This window comes from Mesorhizobium sp. 1M-11, assembly GCF_001303895.1.
Classification (GTDB): domain Bacteria; phylum Pseudomonadota; class Alphaproteobacteria; order Rhizobiales; family Rhizobiaceae; genus Mesorhizobium.
Map to the genome: position 1 here is coordinate 102,746 of NZ_LJSD01000011.1, position 19,523 is coordinate 122,268.

A 19,523-nucleotide genomic window follows, 5' to 3' on the forward strand; every position below is an offset into this window, starting at 1 on the left:
CCGGGCACGATGGCCGGCACCGGGACGCTGACGGCTATATTTGCGACATATGACAGATGCGCGACGGGCGGACAGACCCGATCAATGCGGAAAATCCAACCCCATCTCGCGGTAGCGTTCGGGATCATCGCCCCAGTTTTCGCGTACTTTCACGAACAGGAAGAGATGCGTCTTCTGCTCGAGGATCTCGCCGATTTCCTTGCGTGCGGCCTCGCCGATCGCGCGGATGGTCTCGCCCTTGTGGCCGAGAACGATCTTCTTCTGGCTGTCGCGTTCGACATAGATCACCTGTTCGATGCGCACCGAACCATCCTTCTTCTCCTCCCATTTTTCGGTTTCCACGTGGGAGGAATAGGGCAATTCCTGATGCAAGCGCAGGTAGAGTTTCTCGCGCGTGATCTCGGCGGCGAGCTGGCGCATCGGCAGGTCGGAAATCTGATCTTCCGGGTAAAACCAGGGGCCAGCCGGCAAAACCTCCGCCAGATAATCGAGCAGGTCCTTGCAGCCGGACCCGGTCAGCGCCGAAACCATGAAGGTGCGCTCGAACGCAACCCGTTCGTTGGCGGCTTTCGTCAATGTCAGCAGCGTCTCGGGTTTCACGCGGTCGACCTTGTTCAACACCAGTACCTTCGGCTGGCGCACATCGGCCAGCTTGTCGAGGATGACGTCGGCGTCCCCCCTGATGCCGCGTTCGGCGTCGATCAGCACCAGAACCAGATTCGCATCCTTGGCTCCCCCCCAGGCGGTAGTGACCATCGCGGTATCAAGCCGCCGCTTCGGCTTGAAGATGCCGGGCGTGTCGACCAGCACGATCTGTGCGGTTCCATGAGTGGCAATACCGCGTACGAGGGCGCGGGTTGTCTGGACTTTGTGGGTAACGATAGACACTTTGGTGCCGACAAGTTGATTGATCAGCGTCGACTTGCCGGCATTGGGCGCACCGATCAGCGCGACAAAACCAGAGCGCGTTTTCTCTCCGCTCATATCAGCCGTCATCGCACATTGTCTCCTTCGGCGGCCCACACCCCTTCCCGCAGCAGCAGTGCCGTAGCGGCAGCCTGTTCTGCTTCACGTTTGGAGCGGCCGGTCCCGCTAGCCGGTTCCTTGGAAGCAACGCTGACAGTTACGGTGAAGAGCGGGTCATGATCCGGCCCTTGCCGGCTGTCGATCCGGTATTCCGGGGTAGCAGCGGCTGCCTGATGCGCCCATTCCTGCAGCTCGGTCTTCGGGTCCCGCCTTGCAGCGCCAACCGCCTTGGCGCGCGGCTTCCAGTAGGTATGGATAAAACGCTTGGCAGCGTCGAGACCGTCGTCGAGATAGATGACGGCGATCAGCGATTCCAGCGCATCGGCACGCAGGTTGACCCGCTTGCGTTCGGCCAGGTTGCGCACTTCGCTGCCCGCGCGGATCAAATCTGCCAATCCGATCTCATCGGCGATCTGTGCCAGTGTTTCGGCGTTGACCAATGCATTCAGCCGCACCGAAAGCTCGCCTTCCGGCGCGTTCGGGAAATCAGCCAGAAGCATATCCGCGACAGCGAGGCCAAGCACCCGATCGCCGAGAAATTCGAAGCGTTCATAGTCGACCCCTGCATGGCTGCCGCGCGCACTGGCATGGGTCAGCGCGCGCTGCAGACGCTGCGGATCGCGGAAACTGTGACCGGTTCGGCTTTCCAGAACGGCGGCCAGCGCCTCGGGAGTCAACCGCTTGGGCGCGGTCATCGGCTAGTGAACGAATGTGAGGAGACGCGACGGGCGCATCTCGGACGGCCACTTCCAGATCTCGAGCGGGCTGGCGCCACCAGCGATCGAGAAGAAGATGATGTTGGCGCGGCCGACGAGATTGTCCGCGGGCACATAACCGACGCTGAAGCGGCTGTCGCTGGAATTGTCGCGGTTGTCACCCATCATGAAATAGTGACCTTCCGGCACGATGAACTCGCGCGTGTCATCGCCAATGCCGTTTGGCGTCAGATCGAGCGTGTCGTAACTCACGCCATTCGGCAGCGTCTCACGGTAGACGTCGACAGGCCTGTTCTGCTCGGTGATATCTGGGTTGTCGATCTGGCCAACCTTGGTACGCGGCACACCGACGCCGTTGATGAAGAGCTGGCCGCCCTTCATCTGGATCTTGTCGCCTGGCAGACCGACAACACGCTTGATGTAGTCGACGGATGGATCCGGCGGGAACTTGAAGACGGCCACGTCACCGCGGTTTGGTTCCGAACCCCAGATGCGGCCCGAGAACAGGTTCGGCCCGAACGGCAACGAGTAGCGCGAATAGCCATAGGCCCATTTGGTAACGAAGAGATAGTCGCCTTCCAGCAGTGTTGGCCGCATTGAACCAGACGGGATCGAAAATGGCTGGAAGAACAAAGTGCGAATGACAAGCGCCAGAAGCAGAGCTTGCACGATAACGCTCACGGTCTCGCCAAGTCCGCCGCTTTTCTTCTCGGGTTTATCAGCCACGCTCATCTCATCCTCACTAGAACGCCGCGCATCCACTGGGACGCACAAAGGACGTTCTAACAGTTTGTATCCGCGCATCGTGCCTGCCGAAAATCGATTCCGATTTCGGACCGATACGCTGTCCCGCCGGTTCATATACGGGGTCGCTGTCTGCCGGGCAACGCCAATAACCTTCAGTGTCCATCACTGTGGCGCTTCTACGACCGGCAGCGCCTCAATAATCACAAAGGCTTGAGCAAGCGGATAGTCGTCGGTGATGGTCAAGTGGACCAACGCCTGATGCCCTGCCGGCAGCAGTTTTCCAAGGTGCACGGCAGCGCCGCCGGTCAAAACCATGGTCGGCTTGCCACTGGGCAGATTGGCGACGCCCATGTCACGCCAGTAGACACCTTGCGCGATACCGGTACCGAGCGCCTTTGCGCAGGCTTCCTTGGCGGCGAACCGCTTGGCGTAAGAGGCGGCGCGGGTCCTGCGACCCTCCGAGCGGGCCTGTTCTACATCTGTGTAGACCCGCCTGATGAAACGCTCACCGTGCCGCTCAAGCGACTTCTCGATCCGGCGGATGTCGATCAGATCAGAGCCAATGCCGATAATCATCGTGTCGCCGAACCCAGTGCATCGGAGCCGGGCGCATGGTTACGCGCCGCCCTTTCGGCGAGCCGCCGACGCCGGCGCTCCCGAAACGCCGTCATACCCCACCGCGTAAGCCCATAGGCGACACATCCAGTCAGAAGACCAAGCGGAACCGCACCGATCGTCATCGGCTTCAGCACCGGCTCCCATAACTGCGACAGGCTCAAATGCTCCATCATGGCGCCGAGGTGTTGCGGCACCCCTTTGTGAGGCAGGTGCTCGTGTAGGATCAGTTTGCCGGTCTCCCAGGAAGCCCCCCACAAGAACGGCATGGTCAGCGGGTTCCCGAGCGCGGTACCGATGGCCGCGGCCACCAGATTGCCCGCGACCAGCCAGCATACGGCTGCGGCAACGACGAAGTGCAGGCCGAGCGGGAAGAAAGATGCGAACACACCTGCCGCCACCCCGGCGGCTACGGCGTGCGGCGTTGCCTTCAACCGTACGACGCGCTTGGCGTAGTAGCGCAGCGAACGCGGCAACGAGCGGCGCGGCCAAAGCCAGACTCGCAGGCGTTCACCGAAACTTTCCGCTTTTCTGCGCTTGAACAACATGTCGATCAGGCCAAACCCACCCAGGCCATTCAGAGCGTACGGCTGCCCGGCTTCACCGGCGGAATGGCGGCCAGCTCGGGCGGCAACTGATCGGCAGGATACGCTGGAACCTCGTATTGCGCGAGGGCAATCAGCGGCACGCCAACGTCGGTTTTGCCGGCCGAACGGTCGATGATGCAGGCCGCCGCCAACACTTCAGCGCCGAGATCGTGCAGACAATCGATCGTCTCGCGGATCGACAGGCCCGTGGTGACGATGTCTTCCACAATGACGACACGCGCGCCCTTCTCGATCTCGAAACGGCGCAATCTGAACACGCCTTGCTCGCGCTCGACCCAGATCGCCGGCACGCCAAGATGACGCGAAGTCTCATAGGCCGGGATCAGGCCGCCGACCGCAGGGCCGACGACATAGTCGATCGGCGCCCTCACCTCGGCACGGATCTTTTCCGCCAGCGCCCTGCACAAGCGTTCCGTCTTGTCCGCATGCATGAACACGCGTGCCTTCTGCAGGAAAGTAGGGCTGCGCAGGCCGGAGGTGAGGATAAAATGTCCTTCGAGCACTGCGCCCGCCGAGCGAAAGATATCGAGCACTTCAGCCGTGTTCATGCCTTGCTGTTCCAATCATCCATTGACGCGCCGCGCATCGCTGACGCTCGAGTTTTCCTTGAGCTGCGACAGCAGCCTGTTCAAGTGCTTCAGATCCCAGACTTCCAGATCGATCAGCATTTCGGTGAAGTCGGGGGCCGTGCGCACCATCGACAGCGTATGGATGTTGGCATCGTTCGACGCCACCACTTGTGCGATATCGGCAAGCGAACCTGGCGCATTGATGGCCGTCACGGAAACGCGTGCCGGAAAACGCTCGCGGTTGTTCTCATCGATATCCCAACGCACGTCGATCCACCGCTCCGGCTGGTCATCGAAGGCCGTCAGCGATGGCGACTGGATCGGATAGATGGTGATGCCGGAGCCGGGCTGGATGATGCCGACGATACGGTCCCCGGGAACCGCGCCTTCAGGCGCGAAGCGCACCGGCAGATCGCCGCGCACGCCACGGATCGGTACTGCCGCATCGTCCTTCGGCTGCGTCTTGTCACGGCGCGCGGCTCTGCCTGGCATCTGGAACAGCATGCCGGCGGCATTGCGGATACGCGACCAGCCTTCCTCGCGCTGCTTCGGCGGGGTGACCGTGACGCGTTCATCCTTGTAGTCGGGGAACACGGCCTTCAGGACATCCGCCGAGGCCAGTTCGCCGCGACCGACAGCAGCCAGCACGTCCTCAATATCCTTGCGCGCCAGCCGGTGCAGCACCGGCTTCAGGTTTTCCTTCGAGAAGGTTTTACCGCTACGTTCGAAAGCGCGTTCGAGGATACGCAGGCCTAGACCTGAATATTGCTTGCGAATGGCGTTCTTGGTGGCGCGGCGGATGGCGGCGCGCGCCTTGCCGGTGACGACGATGGATTCCCAGGCTGCCGGCGGCACCTGCGCCTTCGAGCGGATGATCTCGACCTCGTCACCGTTCTTCAACTCAGTCATCAGCGGCATGACACGGCCGTTGACCTTGGCGCCGACGCAAGTGTCACCGACATCGGTATGAACGGCATAGGCGAAGTCGATGGGCGTGGCGCCGCGCGGTAGCGCGATCAGCATGCCCTTTGGGGTAAAACAGAACACCTGGTCCTGGAACAGTTCCAGCTTGGTGTTCTCCAGGAAATCTTCTGGATTGTCGCCCTCGGCCAACTGCTCGATGGTGCGACGCAGCCAGGCATAGGCGTTGGTTTCCTTGGAGATGGTGTGCGTGGCCCCGTTAGCCTTGCCACCGGCGTCCTTGTAGATCGAATGGGCGGCGACGCCGTATTCGGCGATCTTGTTCATTTCACGCGTGCGGATCTGCAGTTCGACGCGCTGGCGCGAAGGGCCGACGATGGTGGTGTGAATCGAGCGGTAGTCATTCTGCTTCGGTGTCGAGATGTAATCCTTGAAGCGGCCGGGCACCATCGACCATGTCGTATGGATGAGGCCCAAAGCCCGATAACAGTCCTCGACCGTGTCGACGACGACACGGAAGCCGAAAATGTCGGACAGTTGTTCGAAGGAGAGCGCTTTGGCTTCCATTTTTCGGAAAACCGACCACGGCTTCTTCTGACGGCTTTTGACGCTGGCCTTGATGGCGTGCTTCTCGAACAAGGCCGAAAGCGCCTGCTCGATCTCGGCAAGCACTCCCTTGTTGCGTTCCGAGATTTCGGCAAGACGCGCCGTCACCGTGCGGTAGGCCTCCGGATTGATGTAGCGGAAGGCGATCTCCTCCAGCTCCTCGCGCATGCCTTGCATGCCCATGCGCCCGGCCAGCGGCGCATAGATTTCCATCGTCTCCTCGGCGATGCGCAGGCGCTTGTCATCGCGCATATGGTCGAGGGTGCGCATGTTATGCAGGCGATCTGCCAGCTTGACGAGAAGGACGCGCACATCCTCCGAAATCGCCAGCAGAAGCTTGCGCAGGTTTTCCGCCTGTTCGGCTTTCTTGGAGACGAGATCGAGCTTCTTGAGTTTGGTCAGCCCTTCGACCAGCTTGCCCATGTCAGGACCGAACAACTCGTCGATCTCGGCGCGCGTGGCCGTGGTGTCCTCGATCGTGTCGTGGAGCAGCGCAACCGCAATGGTCGCCTCGTCCAGATGCATGTCGGTGAGGATGGCGGCGACTTCGAGCGGGTGCGAGAAATAAGGATCACCAGAGGCACGTTTCTGGTGGCCATGCTTTTGCATGGCGTAAACGTAGGCCTTGTTGAGCAGCGCCTCGTTGACGTCCGGCTTGTAGCGCTGGACGCGCTCGACAAGCTCATACTGACGCATCATGGGCGGATTCTCGCAACGCTGAAATGAATCATGCGCCGCCAAGCAGGCGACGCATGTCACAAATAGCCACGAAAACTATGGCGCGAAAGGGCTTAAGCCCCGTCGGCTATCAATAATCGTCGTTCTTTTCCGGAGCCACCAGGCCTTCGATACCAGCCAGCAGATCCTCTTCCGACATGCGGTCGAAAGTGATGCTCTCTTCCGGCTCGTCGGCATCGGCCGCAACAGCGGTTCCGGTCTGATCGGTGATCGCCTCGGCTTCCGGTGCTTCCGGCTCATCGACCTCGACATGCTTCTGCAGCGAATGGATCAGGTCTTCCTTGAGGTCGCCCGGCGAGAGCGTCTCATCAGCGATCTCGCGCAGCGCCACGACGGGGTTCTTGTCATTGTCACGCGGCACGGTGATCATCGCACCCTGGCTGATCTGACGGGCGCGGTGACCGGCCAACAGCACCAGCTCGAAGCGGTTGTCGACCTTGTCGATGCAATCTTCAACGGTTACGCGGGCCATTCGATGCCCCTTTCATGCTCTTGATCTATTGGAAATCCGGCGGGCTCCATAGCCCGAACCGGCCCGGAATACAAGCACGGCGCGTCTCAAGCACCTTCACCGGCCTGCTGACGATCACAATTTCTTGCTCGATCTCCGCCCACTCTTGGAATGCCATCATCCCGGCGTTATTTCCGAAAGAATAAGGGCTTGGCGGTTTTCTTAAGAAGCCTTGCCAGACGTACTTATCGCATTGCCTATTTTCAAGAAGGATATTGCCATGTTCGACCCACGCGAAAAGATCGCTCTTTTCATCGACGGCGCCAATCTTTATGCAACTTCCCGTTCTCTCGGCTTCGACATCGACTACCGCAAACTTCTGGCCAGTTTCCAGAAGCGCGGCTACCTCCTGCGCGCTTATTATTACACTGCGCTGGTCGAGGATCAGGAATATTCCTCGATCCGCCCCCTGATCGACTGGCTCGACTATAACGGTTTCAAGGTCGTGACCAAGCCGGCCAAGGAATTCACCGATGCCGCCGGTCGCCGCAAGATCAAGGGCAATATGGACATAGAATTGACGGTGGACGCGCTGGAACTTGCCGATGTCGTCGACCACTACGTCCTCTTTTCCGGTGATGGCGATTTCCGCACCCTGGTGGAAGCCTTGCAGCGACGTGGCCGCAAGGTCTCCATCGTCTCGACCATGGCCTCGCAACCGCCGATGATCTCCGACGACCTTCGCCGTCAGGCCGACCATTTCATCGACCTGATGACCTTGAAGAACGAGGTTGGCCGCGATCCGACCGACCGGCCGGCCCGGCGGCCTGAGCCGACGGCCGCTCAGGAGGAAGAAGATGACGACCAGTATTGATGATGGGGGCCGGCAGATGGTAGCACCCAGGCATGCCCGCCTCCGCCGAACCAAGTCACGATTGTCCACTTTGTCCACGCCTGCATGATTTCATCGCAGGCTGGCGGCAACGCGAGCCTAGCTGGTTCAACGGCCCCGTTCCGGCATTCTTGCCTGCGAGTGCCCCGTCGGATCGCGAAGATAGCGTACGTCTACTGATTGTAGGTCTGGCGCCCGGCCTGCGCGGTGCCAACCGCACTGGACGCCCCTTCACCGGCGACTATGCCGGCGACCTGCTCTATTCAACGCTGATTGCCCATGGTTTCGCGCGTGGGCGCTTCGAGGCACGGCCGGACGACAGCCTGGAGCTGATCGACACGGCCATCGTCAACGCCGTGCGCTGTGTGCCGCCGGAGAACAAACCAACCGGTCCGGAGATTGCAACCTGCCGGGCTTTCCTGGTCCCGACGATAGCGCGTTTTCCGAATCTGCGTGCAATCCTGACGCTGGGGGCGATTGCGCACCAATCGACCGTTCGAGCGCTCGGACAGCGCGTTGCCGCATTCCCGTTCAAGCACGGCGCCAGCTATGATGCAGGCAAGATTCAGCTGTTCTCCAGCTATCATTGCTCGCGCTACAACACCAACACTGGCGTGCTGACGACGGACATGTTCGTGAAGGTGTTTGGAGATATCGCCAATTTCCTCGAAAAATAGAACCGGCTGGCTACCGCGTCAGCTCGATCAATCTGGCTGGCGTCCCCTGCAGGACGTTGAGATCGACGGCACCTTCGATGCCATCGACATGGCCACGGTTATGGTATTGCCAGTATACCCAGTTCTCATTGCCTGGATGAAGCACAAGTGACCGCACCCAGCGTTCCCGCGCCGGTATGACGGTTTCATAGAGATCGACGGCTTCGCCAATCAGATAGACGATGGCCGGCTTGCCGAATTGCGCTTCCACCAATTCCAGGAAAGCGTTGAGTTCCGTGCGCAGTTCTTCCGGTGTCGGGCGACGCGGGCAATTGCCACCAAACTCGATATCCACGACCGGCGGCAGCATTGGCTGGTCGCGAGGCACCACAGAAAGGAAATTCCGCGCCTGATCGGCTCCGGGACGACAGAACGTGAAGAAATGATAGGCACCCACGGCAAGGCCAGCGGCGCGGGCCTCGCTGAGATTGGTTGCGAAGGCATCGTCGACATGATCGCCACCTTCCGTCGCCTTTATCACGGCGAAGGCCACGTCATCAGCGGCGACACGTCTCCAGTCGATCTTTCCCTGATGATGGGAGACGTCGACCCCACGTACCGGATATCTTTGCCGGTCCGGGGAAAAGGCTCTGAAATACCAGAATCCAATGGCAGCCAGGACGCCTGCGGCGGTCAGGGCGACAACAACAACGCGCAGCAACCGCACTGTCTTGTTAGCCATGATGCATGAACAGCTCGTAGCCGACGGGACTGGCGCTGTCCTTCATCCCCGTTCCTTCAGCAGCCTGCCCTTTTCACGTGCCCAGTCGCGCTGTTTTTCCGTCTCGCGTTTGTCGTGCAGCTTCTTGCCGCGCGCCAACCCCAGCAGGAGCTTCGCCCTACCCTTGTCGTTGAAATAGATCTTGAGCGGCACCAGCGTCATGCCATCGCGGGCAACGCCCTGCCCCAGTTTGGCGATCTCGCGCTTGTTGAGCAGCAGTTTGCGGCGACGGCGCGGCTCGTGGTTGAAGCGGTTGCCCTGCAGATATTCCGGCAGATAGGAATTGATCAGCCAGATGCCGCCATCCTCCACCGAAGCATAGGATTCCTGGATATTGGCCTGGCCCTGGCGCAACGACTTCACCTCGGTGCCGGTCAGCACCAAGCCCGTCTCGACCGTGTCGAGCACTTCATAGGAAAAGCGCGCCTTGCGGTTTTCCGCGGCGACCTTGTTATTGGGATCGGCCTTCTTCACCTGGTTCATGGCATTCTATTTCATTCAACTGTCGATGCCCCGATGGCATTACCATCCTGGGCGTATCGGAAAAGAAGCCATCAAATGGCGCTGCGGGCCGAATTCCGCAAGAGCAACTCCAGGAAAAGTGCGTAACGGTTTCCGTCCGGAATTGCGCAAAAACAAAGAGTTAGAGCGTTTCTGCATTTCCGTGAAAAACGGAAACGCTCTAGAGCCGTAACAGCTAGTTCAACAGACCCGCGAACTTCATCGCAGCATCGATCTTGGCAGCGGTGCTTTCTTCCACCGTCATCAGCGGCGAGCGCACCACGTTTTCGATACGGCCGAGCCGCGAAAGCGCGTATTTGGCACCGGAGACCCCCGGCTCGACGAAGATCGCCTTGTGCAGCGGCAACAGACGATCCTGCAGATCCAAGGCACGCTCCTTGTCGTTGGCCAATGTAGCCTCCTGGAATTCGGCGCACAGGCGCGGCGCAACATTGGAGGTGACCGAAATACAGCCAACACCGCCATGCGCGTTGAAGCCCAGCGCGGTCGCATCCTCACCAGAAAGCTGGATGAAATCCTTGCCGCAGGCGGCCCGCTGTTCAGACACGCGCTCGATCTTGCCGGTGGCATCCTTCACGCCAACGATGTTTTTGAAATCATTGGCCAACTGCCCCATCGTTTCCGGCATCATGTCGATCACCGAACGCGGCGGAATGTTGTAGATGATGATCGGCAGCTTCGTTGCCTTGGCGACGGTGGCGAAGTGCTGATAGAGCCCGCGCTGGGTCGGCCTGTTGTAATAAGGCGTCACCACCAGAGCGGCGTCGGCACCGACCTGCTCGGCAAACTGCACCAGTCCGACCGCTTCTTCCGTATTGTTGGAACCAGCGCCCGCCACAACGGGCACGCGCCCGCCGGCGACCTCGATGCAGGTCTTCACGACGTGGCGATGCTCTTCATGCGACAGCGTCGGCGACTCACCTGTGGTGCCAACCGGAACCAACCCGGTGGTGCCTTCCTCTATCTGCCAGGCAACGAGCGCGCGAAAGGCTTTCTCGTCGAAGCGCCCGCTCTTTTCGAACGGTGTCACGAGCGCGGTCAGCGAGCCTCTCAGCATATCTTCAAACTCCACGGAACCCAGCGGTTTCCAAGCTTCTTTTTCAGGTGTCGATCGACCCGGGCCGATCCAAACCGGCTCTAGCCCATCGAAAGGCCGGGCACCATAGTCTCGACACTGTTCTGGAGCAAGTAGAGCCGGCGCGGAAGACGGCAAAGGAAACCGAACCGATAACCTTTCTTTTATCGGTGTTGCGCAACCAACCGCTGGGCTTTTCACAACACCAACCTATCTGTAGCGCGCCGACACCTTTGAACAGACCGGAATCATGACCAGGCGGCTCTATCGTTTTGCTATCTTTGGCGCGGTCGTGGTGCTGGCGCCGGCGATCGCCATTGGCAGCGGCATCGAGAAGCGGCTGTCTGAGGCGCTACCCATGTTCCCCGTGCCGAACAAGCAGGACTTGCCGGCTTTCAACCCAATGCAGTTGAAGATCGGGCTGGACGCGCTTGCCGCCAAGAATTTCGACGGTGCGCGCACAGCCCGCGACAGCCTGCCCGCTTCTTCGCTCGACCATCACATCCTGGCCTGGGCGATCGCGCTCTATGGCGGCGACAAGGTGCCATCCGGCGAAATCGCTGCAGCTTCCGAACTGCTGCCGGGTTGGCCAGGCATGGCAACGCTGCGCAGGAACAGTGAACGTGCGCTGGCGCGCGAGAATCCAGCCGCAGACATCGTCATCAAAGCTTTCGACGGCAGCCAGCCACAGACGGCCGAGGGTATAATCATGCTCTCCCGTGCCTATGTGGCCATGGGCGATGTGAAGGCGGCGCAATCCGTGCTTTCCCCATTCTGGCGCACTGAAAAACTGGAAGCGAAAGACGAAACAGCCATCATCAACGAATTCGGCCCGATCATTCCCCCGGCGGATCATCGTTATCGCATGGAGCGCATGTTCTATGCCGACAGGGTTGGCTCGGCACAGCGCGTCGCCATGCTGGCAGGCGCGAAGGAACTGGCCGATGCCTGGGCGGCAGCATCGCAGGGCGACAAGAACACGCCGAAACTGCTGGCTGCCGTTCCAACGGAACAGCGCTCCGCAGGCTATTTGTTCGCCGAGGCCGAATATCTGCGCAAGCGCAAGAAATTCGCCGACGCCGCGGCCTTGATCCAGAAAGCGCCAAGCGACCGCGCAGCGCTCGTCGACCCGGATGCCTGGTGGATCGAGCGGCGGGTGCTTTCGCGCGAGCTGGTCGACAAGGGAGACATGAAGACAGCCTACCGGATCGTCGCGGCACACGTGGCGGAAAGCCCGACCAACGCCGCTGACGCCGAATTCCATGCCGGCTGGTACGCCCTGCGCGGCTTGAACGATCCTGCCAAGGCCGCTGAACATTTCTCCCGTATTGCCAATCTGGCTCAGGGCAGCCTTTCGCTTTCGCGTGCCTACTATTGGCTTGGCCGTGCCGCCGAAGCCGGTGGACCAGGCGATTCCAAAGAGTATTTCACCAAGGCCTCGGCATTCGGCACGACCTTCTACGGCCAATTGGCCGGCGAGCGTGTTGGCAGCCGCACGCTGAACATCGCCTCTCCGCAACCCAGCGACGTCGACCGGCAGAGTTTTTCGAAACGGGAAGCGGTTTCCGCAATCGGCCGCCTGCAGGAAGCCGGGTATGAGCGCTATGCGAATACGCTCTATGTCGATCTGGCCGGTCAGCTGACCAGTCCCGGCGAGGTGGCCTTGCTTGCCGACATGGCCGAAAAGCAGGGCAATCACTACCTCGCTTTGAGAATCGGCAAGATCGCAGCGGCCAACGGCGTCAATGTCGGAGCACTGTCACACCCGATCGGCGTCATTCCGGAAAACGCGAATATTTCCGGTTCCGGCAAGGCATTGGCTTATGCGATTGCACGCCAGGAAAGCGAATTCAATGTCAGCGCCATATCCCGGGCTGGCGCACTCGGCCTGCTGCAGTTGATGCCGGGCACCGCTGAACAGCTCGCGAAAAAGGCTGGTATGGCATTCTCGCAAGCCAAGCTGACCACCGACCCAGGCTACAACGCCACATTGGGCGCAACCTTCCTCGGCCAACAGCTCGACCGCTATGACGGCTCCTATGTGTTGACCTTCGCTGGTTACAACGCCGGACCGCGTCGCGCCGACCAATGGATCAAGCGCTACGGCGATCCGCGTGGCAAGGACATCGACACGGTCGTCGACTGGATCGAACGGATCCCTTATGCGGAAACAAGAAGTTACGTCCAGCGTGTGATGGAGAATTACGAGGTCTACAAAATTCGGATCTCGGGTGAATTCGACATTGTCGGCGACCTCGTCAACGGCCGGAAGTGAGCAGTTGCCAGGTTCGTCCTATTCTCCCGAGAAGTTGTCTGACTTCATTCGACAACGACCCTATTTGACGTCTCGTTCCGCCACCTGTAGCCCTTCGGAAAGACGACGAAGGCAAAGGCGGCGAGTGTGACGGCAAGCTTTTCGGATTTTTTCTACTCTTCCCCCGACGGATTGAAACTGCACGCCAGGATCTATGGCGAACAGAATCAGGACGCGCTGCCGGTCGTCTGTCTGCCGGGCCTAACGCGAAATGCGCGGGATTTTCATAAGTTGGCGCTCTATCTATCCATAGAAGCCAAGACGCAACGCAGAGTTGTCTCCTTCGATTATCGCGGACGCGGGCAATCCGCCTATGATCCGAACCTGAGCAACTACACGGTGGGCGTCGAGGCCAACGACATTCTCGCCGGTCTCGATCAATTGGACATCAAGGAAGCGGCCTTCATAGGCACTTCGCGCGGCGGCCTGATCGTCCACGTGTTAGGTGTCTTGAGACCCACGATCCTGAAAGCGATCGTGCTCAACGATGTTGGTCCCGCACTGGAAATCGCGGGACTGGCGCACATCAAATCCTATCTCGGAAAAGCGCCAAAGCCGCAGAATATAGGGGAAGCTGTCGAAGCGCAGAGGGCGGCCCACGGCCAGGACTTTCCCGCACTGAATGCCGCCGACTGGCAGCGCATGGTCGCCGCCATCTATCGCGAGGAAGACGGCAAACTCGTGCCGGATTTCGACCCGAGGCTGGTGGAGACATTGGCTGGCGTCGATCTGTCGAAACCGCTGCCAACCCTTTGGCCTCAGTTCGAGGCGCTCGGCAATGTGCCGATTCTGGCGATTCGAGGCAGCAACTCGAGGTTGCTGTCGGAGGCGACTATGAATGAGATGGCACGCCGACATTCAAGACTACGGACCGTGACCGTTCATGGACAAGGCCACGCTCCGCTTCTGGAGACCGGTAATCTGCCCAAGGCAATTGCCGATTTCATAGACCAAACGGCAGGACATTAGCCTGCCGTCAATGATCTCATAGGGTCCACGGACCGCTTGACCGCACATCTAAAGTCCGGAGCTTCAAGCCCGCTTCTTGTCGCCCACCTCGGCTACCGCGGGCTTCTTTCTTGCGCGCGGCTTGCGCTGCTTCCCTGAAACGTCATCAAGGGGCGACAAGCTCGCTCCCCTGGCATCTTCCATCGGCCGCGTTTCCAAGACGACGACGCAGCTGTCGAGATCATTGGTCGCCAGATGAGCGTAGCGCATCGTCATCTGCAAGGTTTGATGACCAAGCCACATCTGCACGCGGCGGATGTCGATACCACCCTGAACAAGGCGGGAAGCACAGGTATGGCGCAGAATATGCGGCACCACCTGGTCATCGGCACCAAGACCGACCTCCAATTTCGCCTCGTTCCAGATCTGACGGAATTGCGGCTGGTTCAGCATGGCGAACGGACCTTTCGGGCGCCGCCCCTCACCTGAGAAAACGGCGGCCTCCCGGGCACGCAGCGTCAGAGGAATGGTACGACTACGCCCAGACTTGGTGATCCAGAAGCTCACCCGCGTCGGCTGCAGGTCATTCCAGATCAGCCCCAGGGCCTCACCGAGACGACAGCCGGTATCGACCAGGAAAACAGAGAGCCTGTAGGCGTCTTCGCTGCGGCTGCGAATGGCCGCAAAAAGCCGCGCTTCCTCATCCTTTTCGAGGAAACGGATTCGCCCCGCACGCTCCTTCTGGCGGCGGAACTCGGGCAGGCTGTGGATATCCCCCATCTTATGAGCCTTGCGCAGCAATTTACTCAGTGCAGCCATCTTGCGATTGATGGTTGCGTTGCTGTTGCCGCGTTGGCGCAAGGTACCGATCAGGTTGTCCAGGGTGCTTTGATCGAACGCACTAAAGCGCTCTCCAAGCAAAATCTCGTCTATCTCGCCAATGAACGAGCTGACATTGTATTTGTGCCGCCCATCGTCCCACAATATGTCGCGATAGAGCGAGAACAGTTCACTGATGCGATAGGATTTTACTTCCCTGATATTTCCGGTGTTGTATTTGATCCGGATATTCTGAGACGTAAATGCAGCGAATCGATCGGAGAGCATGCTCTCCTGCAGCGCGTCTTGAGACATCTTTTTGCCACACCCCCCTGTGGATGCGCCAAGGCATACCCACAAGAAGACGTCCTTTCAAGAGAGCAATTCGTAGACGACTCATTCCGGTGTTGCCGGAATCCCTTCGAGACCGTCCAGAAAATCGCTTCAGTTACCGTTCCACCCCCTGTTTCTTTTCGTTTCCCAAGCCCGACGCTAAACAAAAGAACCCGGGCGCAGGACGCCCGGGTTCGATAGACACTTAAAGAGACGACATCTCTTAGAAGTCGCGCTGGAAGCGGATGATACCGCCGATAGCGTTTGCCTTGCCGGCCGGAACGTCGGTCCAGCTCGGGCCAAACTTGGTGACGTGAGCCCAATCAACTTCAGCCGTGACGGTGAAGCCCGGGACCAGCTGGTGCGCGATGTTCGCGGCCAGACCGAATTCTTCCCAGTCGTCATAGGAGACCTGCAGGTTGAACGAGGTCTTCTCGTTGAACTTGTAGGTACCACCACCCCAAACAGCCCAGCTTCCGCCCCACTGCTTGTAGAAGTTGCGGCCGATGTTGTCGTCCGAGCCATAGCCGGCCATCACCCACAGGTCGATCTGGTCGGTCGCCTTCACATCGAGGCGAACCTTGCCGGCCCATTCCTCGTAGGTGCTGTTGTAAGCCGCGACGCCGACGATCGAACCCCAACCAGCGGTATACTTCACACCACCAACCACGTGCGGGACGTAGCTGTCGATGGTGTTGAGGCCATTGCCCTGTTCCAACGAGACGATCGCCGAGAAGCCGTTGCCGGCGTCGAAGGTGTAGCTGATCAGGTTGGTGTCGAAATCACCGTAAGGAACCAGCGTATCCTGGATGACGTTGCCGGCGTAGCCCGAGAAGGTGTTGAAGGCCGACTCGTCCTTACCGACGCGGAGACCACCGAGCTGGATCCAGGCGAAGTTCAGCGTGACGCCGCGGTTGCCAGCGACACCAGTATCACCGTTGCCGTAGTCAAAGCGGGTCTCGGTGTAGGTCTTCAGGGTGCCGAGTTCGGTTTCCTGGCCGGTCCAGGTCTTCAGCGCGAAGCGGCCGAGCTTCTTCCAGGTATTCTGCGAGTCGCCATTGAGGCGATCCGTGGTGCGGGCGCCGTCGAACGAACCCTGATCACCGAAGCTGGCATCGTAACGGATGTAACCGCCGACGCGCAGGCAGGTCTCGGTGCCCGGGATGTAGAAGTAGCCAGCGCCGTAGACGTCGCAGATCTTGACGTATTCGGCGGGTTCCGGCTCGGCGACGACGACTGCGTCGGCGGCGCGCGCACCGGAAACTGCGAGCAGAGCCGCAGCCGAGCCGAGGAGAAGGCTCTTAATGTTCATTTTCTGACCTCCAGTCAAAAGTTTAAAAACGGGTCTGGGTATTTTTTGCTGAAGGACAGCGTTCCCTGCCCCATCCCCTTACTGAAAAAGATGCGCTGCGCGCCGCTTCTTCGATGTCGACATTACCCATCGGGCTGTCCGGTTCAACAAGGAACGTACAGGCAAAAGCGGTGCCCGGGCGCTATCGGATAGCGTTGTTGCACAAATGACACGATTTTGCCCATGGTCGAAAGCTCTCGTTAACCATCAGGCTTTGATCGGCCCTTGCGAATGAGGATTTCTGCCGAATTTGCGCAGAATCACGCAGCACGGGTGACCTGCACGCGGGTCTCTTTCTCAGGCGTCGTCTTTTTTATGGCCTGATATGCGTTGGCTTATTGATTGTGCCGACCCTTTTCTTTATCCAGCGCCGCAACGGAGAGGTGGCCGAGTGGTCGAAGGCGCTCCCCTGCTAAGGGAGTAGACCTCAAAAGGGTCTCGTGGGTTCGAATCCCATCCTCTCCGCCACTTCAGTCCCTGAGTGGGCACTGAGTTTACGCCAGCTTTTCCGGCGAGCGCCTGTAGCAGCCGGGACTTCGATCCCATGATCCGAACCTCGCCGTCCGCGACTTCGACGCGCTGGGCAAGCGCGCGCAGGTGATCGCGGCGGTAGCCGCCGCCTTCGAGACGGATGCGCTGACGGGCGCTCTGGGCGAAGGTGCGGACCATCTGCGGGGTGATGGCCTTGGCGCCGGCGTTGTCGAGCATGGCCTGGGCACGCTCGGCGTCGGTCTTGGCCTGGTCCCTGATGGCCTTGAGGCCGTCGATGCGATCCTTGAGGGCAGGATCGTCGATGTCGGCCACGCCGGCCTCGATGGCGTCGTAGAGGCGCTTGAGACGCAGTTCCGATTCGGCGGCGCGCTTGGTGAGTTCCGCGATGTGCTCGCGGCGACGTTCGGATTGCTCCTGACGCCGGTCAAGAACGCTGGCGAGGATGGTTTCCAGCCGCTCGGGCTGGAGAAGCTGGTCTTCGAGGTGGCTGGCGACAAGATCGTCCAGCTTGTCCATCGGCACAGCCATGCCCTCACAGGCGGTCGGCCCCTGCCGGGCTTTCATGGAGCAAGCATAGTAGCGGTAACGCCCGCCCTTGCCGGTGCGGATGGTCATGGCTCCGCCGCACTTGGCGCAATGGATCAGGCCGGTCAGCATGGTCGGGCCACTGATGACGGCGGATGGCATGACCTTGGGGTTGCGGGCCTTGAGCAATGCTTGCACCGCGTCGAACGTTTCGCGGTCGATGATCGGCGGGACCGGAACGGTCACGATCTCGCTGACCGGCTTCAGTTCCTTGGTCTTGGACCGCTTGTTGAACTCATGCTCGCCGACATAGGTGCGGCGGGTGAGGATGCGGTGGACCTGGCCGATGCCCCAGCGCCCGCCGTCGCGGGTGAAGATGCGGCGGCTGTTGAGATAGGAGACGATGTTCTTGACGCCCATCTGGCCGGTCGTGCCGTCGCCTTCCAGCGCGAGGCGATAGATCAGCCGCACGGTCTCGGCATGGAGCGGGTCGATCTCCAGCTTCTTCTTGGTTTTCGCGCCGCGCTGCTCGGCCGCGACGACACGATAGCCGATGGGCGGCAGCGAACCGTTCCAGAAGCCTTGCCGCGCGTTTTCCTTCAATGCCCGCATAACGTGCTTGGCGTTTTCCTTCGACTGGTATTCGTCGAACAGCGCCATGATCTGCCGCATCATCTGATGCACCGGATCGTCACCGATCTCCTGCGTGATCGACAGCAACTTGACGCCGTTCTTCGCCAGCTTCCTGACGTAAAACTCCATATCAAAGGCGTCGCGGAAGAAGCGGCTGAACGAGTGGACGATCACCACGTCGAACGGCGCTGGCTTACTGGTGCCCGCCTCGATCATGCGCTGGAACTCGGGTCTGCGGTCGTTGGTCGCCGAAGCGCCTGGCTCCACATAGGTCTCGACAAGCTGATAGCCGCGCGAGGCGCAATAGGCTTCGCCCTGCCGCTTCTGGTCAGGGATGGAAACATCGTGCTCGGCCTGCCGTGCCGTCGAGACGCGCAGGTAAAGGGCGGCGCGTAGCAGAATTGCGGAAGAGGAAGCGCTCATGCCGGGCCTCCTTGGGCAGCAGCCTCGTCAGGCGACAATACGGCGACACCGAACGGCAGGAAATGCTTCGTGTTGCGGGTGACAACGGCGAGTTCATGCGCTGCGGCGGTACCGGCAATCACGGCATCAGCCATGCCGGGGTCGTGACCGGCCGCAAGCGCCTTCGCTTCCAGCCGCCCGCCGATTGCGGCGGCCTGCGCGTCGAAGCCAATGATCTTGTCATCATATGTGGAGACAAGGCCACTGAGCCATGCTTTCAGGCTCGCGGCCTTCGCCGTCGCTCCCTTGTGGTCAAGGAGCGCGATCCCCTTCTCGATTTCATGAATGGAGACAACCGACAAGAATAACCGGCCGTCGCCGTCCATGCGATCCAGCCAAGTGAGGAAGTCGGCGGATGCTTCCGACTTCGACGGCGCCAGCATGGAGACGACGTTGGTGTCGAGAAGAAAACCGCTCAAAGCTCGACATCCCGCGATGGCTTGCGGTTCCGCGTGAACTCTCCGCCTGGGAACGTCCTGAGATAGCTGACAAGACCCGCCCGTTTGCGTTCGAGCGCCTTGCGCGCGATCTCCGCCGCCTCGACCGAGACCAGGGCCGCGACAGGCTTGCCATGACGGGTGATGGTCACGATCTCTCCTTTGACGGCTTCATCAACGAGGCTGGAAAAACCAGCCTTGGCGTCTCTGAGGTTGATGGTCAGCATGTTGCGCCCTCCATTTGTAGCTATATGTGACTACATGTAATCTATTAAAGGGCGGATTT

General features: G+C 60.1%; 19 protein-coding genes, 1 tRNA gene and 1 pseudogene. 5 read left to right on the plus strand and 16 right to left on the minus strand.

The features are described from left to right. Positions 1-81: 81 nt before the first annotated feature. The 8 genes from era to rpoZ form a co-directional block, all read right to left on the minus strand. Entirely contained in the window at positions 82-996 is a 915-nt protein-coding gene (era, locus tag AO692_RS04225; RefSeq protein ID WP_054308793.1) for a GTPase Era, read from the minus strand. Beyond that, positions 993-1,721 (minus strand): ribonuclease III, encoded by a 729-nt coding sequence (gene rnc, locus AO692_RS04230; protein WP_054308794.1) that lies wholly within the window; start codon positions 1,719-1,721, stop codon positions 993-995. The genes era and rnc overlap by 4 nt, the downstream gene beginning before the upstream one ends. 3 nt (positions 1,722-1,724) lie before the next feature. After that, entirely contained in the window at positions 1,725-2,474 is a 750-nt protein-coding gene (gene lepB / locus AO692_RS04235) for a signal peptidase I (protein ID WP_054308795.1), read from the minus strand. A 177-nt stretch (positions 2,475-2,651) separates the two neighbouring features. Further along, positions 2,652-3,065 (minus strand): holo-ACP synthase, encoded by a 414-nt coding sequence (acpS, locus tag AO692_RS04240; RefSeq protein ID WP_054308796.1) that lies wholly within the window; start codon positions 3,063-3,065, stop codon positions 2,652-2,654. Continuing rightward, complete coding sequence (locus AO692_RS04245) at positions 3,062-3,652, minus strand: DUF2062 domain-containing protein (RefSeq protein WP_054308797.1); 591 nt, start codon at positions 3,650-3,652, stop codon at positions 3,062-3,064. Before AO692_RS04245 ends, acpS begins: the two co-directional genes overlap by 4 nt. A 29-nt stretch (positions 3,653-3,681) precedes the next feature. After that, positions 3,682-4,260, minus strand: a complete 579-nt coding sequence (gene pyrE / locus AO692_RS04250) for an orotate phosphoribosyltransferase (RefSeq protein WP_054308798.1) — start codon at positions 4,258-4,260, stop codon at positions 3,682-3,684. Between the two features lie 15 nt (positions 4,261-4,275). Continuing rightward, positions 4,276-6,507, minus strand: a complete 2,232-nt coding sequence (locus AO692_RS04255) for a bifunctional (p)ppGpp synthetase/guanosine-3',5'-bis(diphosphate) 3'-pyrophosphohydrolase (protein ID WP_054308799.1) — start codon at positions 6,505-6,507, stop codon at positions 4,276-4,278. Between the two features lie 109 nt (positions 6,508-6,616). Beyond that, positions 6,617-7,018 (minus strand): DNA-directed RNA polymerase subunit omega, encoded by a 402-nt coding sequence (gene rpoZ, locus AO692_RS04260; RefSeq protein ID WP_054308800.1) that lies wholly within the window; start codon positions 7,016-7,018, stop codon positions 6,617-6,619. Positions 7,019-7,277: 259 nt separating this feature from the next. Between rpoZ and AO692_RS04265 the strand changes: the two genes are divergently transcribed. Both AO692_RS04265 and AO692_RS04270 read left to right on the plus strand, forming a co-directional pair. Further along, on the plus strand, positions 7,278-7,871 hold the full coding sequence (locus AO692_RS04265; protein WP_054308801.1) for an NYN domain-containing protein: 594 nt from the start codon (positions 7,278-7,280) through the stop codon (positions 7,869-7,871). A gap of 32 nt (positions 7,872-7,903) precedes the next feature. Then, on the plus strand, positions 7,904-8,566 hold the full coding sequence (locus AO692_RS04270; protein WP_054308802.1) for a uracil-DNA glycosylase: 663 nt from the start codon (positions 7,904-7,906) through the stop codon (positions 8,564-8,566). A 10-nt stretch (positions 8,567-8,576) separates the two neighbouring features. Here the strand turns inward: AO692_RS04270 and AO692_RS04275 are convergent, their stop codons facing one another. The 3 genes from AO692_RS04275 to dapA all read right to left on the minus strand — a co-directional run bounded on the left by AO692_RS04275 (position 8,577) and on the right by dapA (position 10,905). Further along, a complete protein-coding gene (locus AO692_RS04275) occupies positions 8,577-9,287 on the minus strand; it encodes a GH25 family lysozyme (protein ID WP_054308803.1) in 711 nt (236 codons plus the stop codon). Positions 9,288-9,329: 42 nt separating this feature from the next. After that, positions 9,330-9,809 carry an SsrA-binding protein SmpB gene (gene smpB / locus AO692_RS04280; RefSeq protein ID WP_054308804.1) on the minus strand — a complete coding sequence of 160 codons (480 nt, stop codon included), beginning with the start codon at positions 9,807-9,809 and terminating at the stop codon, positions 9,330-9,332. Between the two features lie 214 nt (positions 9,810-10,023). Beyond that, entirely contained in the window at positions 10,024-10,905 is an 882-nt protein-coding gene (gene dapA / locus AO692_RS04285) for a 4-hydroxy-tetrahydrodipicolinate synthase (RefSeq protein ID WP_054308805.1), read from the minus strand. A gap of 268 nt (positions 10,906-11,173) precedes the next feature. Here dapA and AO692_RS04290 point away from each other — a divergent pair, with 268 nt between their 5' ends. Next, positions 11,174-13,198 (plus strand): lytic transglycosylase domain-containing protein, encoded by a 2,025-nt coding sequence (locus AO692_RS04290; RefSeq protein WP_152979713.1) that lies wholly within the window; start codon positions 11,174-11,176, stop codon positions 13,196-13,198. A gap of 126 nt (positions 13,199-13,324) precedes the next feature. Then, complete coding sequence (locus AO692_RS04295) at positions 13,325-14,206, plus strand: alpha/beta hydrolase (RefSeq protein ID WP_054308807.1); 882 nt, start codon at positions 13,325-13,327, stop codon at positions 14,204-14,206. Between the two features lie 63 nt (positions 14,207-14,269). Here the strand turns inward: AO692_RS04295 and AO692_RS04300 are convergent, their stop codons facing one another. Both AO692_RS04300 and AO692_RS04305 read right to left on the minus strand, forming a co-directional pair. Beyond that, on the minus strand, positions 14,270-15,319 hold the full coding sequence (locus tag AO692_RS04300; RefSeq protein WP_054308808.1) for a site-specific integrase: 1,050 nt from the start codon (positions 15,317-15,319) through the stop codon (positions 14,270-14,272). Between the two features lie 241 nt (positions 15,320-15,560). Continuing rightward, positions 15,561-16,649, minus strand: coding sequence for a porin (locus tag AO692_RS04305; RefSeq protein ID WP_054308809.1), 1,089 nt, complete (start codon positions 16,647-16,649; stop codon positions 15,561-15,563). A 416-nt stretch (positions 16,650-17,065) separates the two neighbouring features. On the opposite strand from AO692_RS04305, the gene AO692_RS04310 reads away from it, so the two are divergent. Beyond that, positions 17,066-17,156, plus strand: a tRNA-Ser gene (locus tag AO692_RS04310). Here AO692_RS04310 and AO692_RS32135 read toward each other — a convergent pair. From AO692_RS32135 to AO692_RS04325, 3 genes and pseudogenes are all read right to left on the minus strand, one after another. After that, a pseudogene (locus tag AO692_RS32135) lies at positions 17,127-18,761 on the minus strand (recombinase family protein); the annotation flags it as partial. The gene AO692_RS04310 and the pseudogene AO692_RS32135 sit on opposite strands and share 30 nt — an antisense overlap. Then, positions 18,758-19,219: a type II toxin-antitoxin system VapC family toxin gene (locus tag AO692_RS04320; protein WP_054308811.1), complete on the minus strand. Its 462-nt coding sequence runs from the start codon at positions 19,217-19,219 to the stop codon at positions 18,758-18,760. The gene AO692_RS04320 and the pseudogene AO692_RS32135, both read right to left, overlap by 4 nt. Then, entirely contained in the window at positions 19,216-19,464 is a 249-nt protein-coding gene (locus AO692_RS04325) for a type II toxin-antitoxin system Phd/YefM family antitoxin (RefSeq protein ID WP_054308812.1), read from the minus strand. Before AO692_RS04325 ends, AO692_RS04320 begins: the two co-directional genes overlap by 4 nt. Positions 19,465-19,523 lie beyond the last annotated feature (59 nt).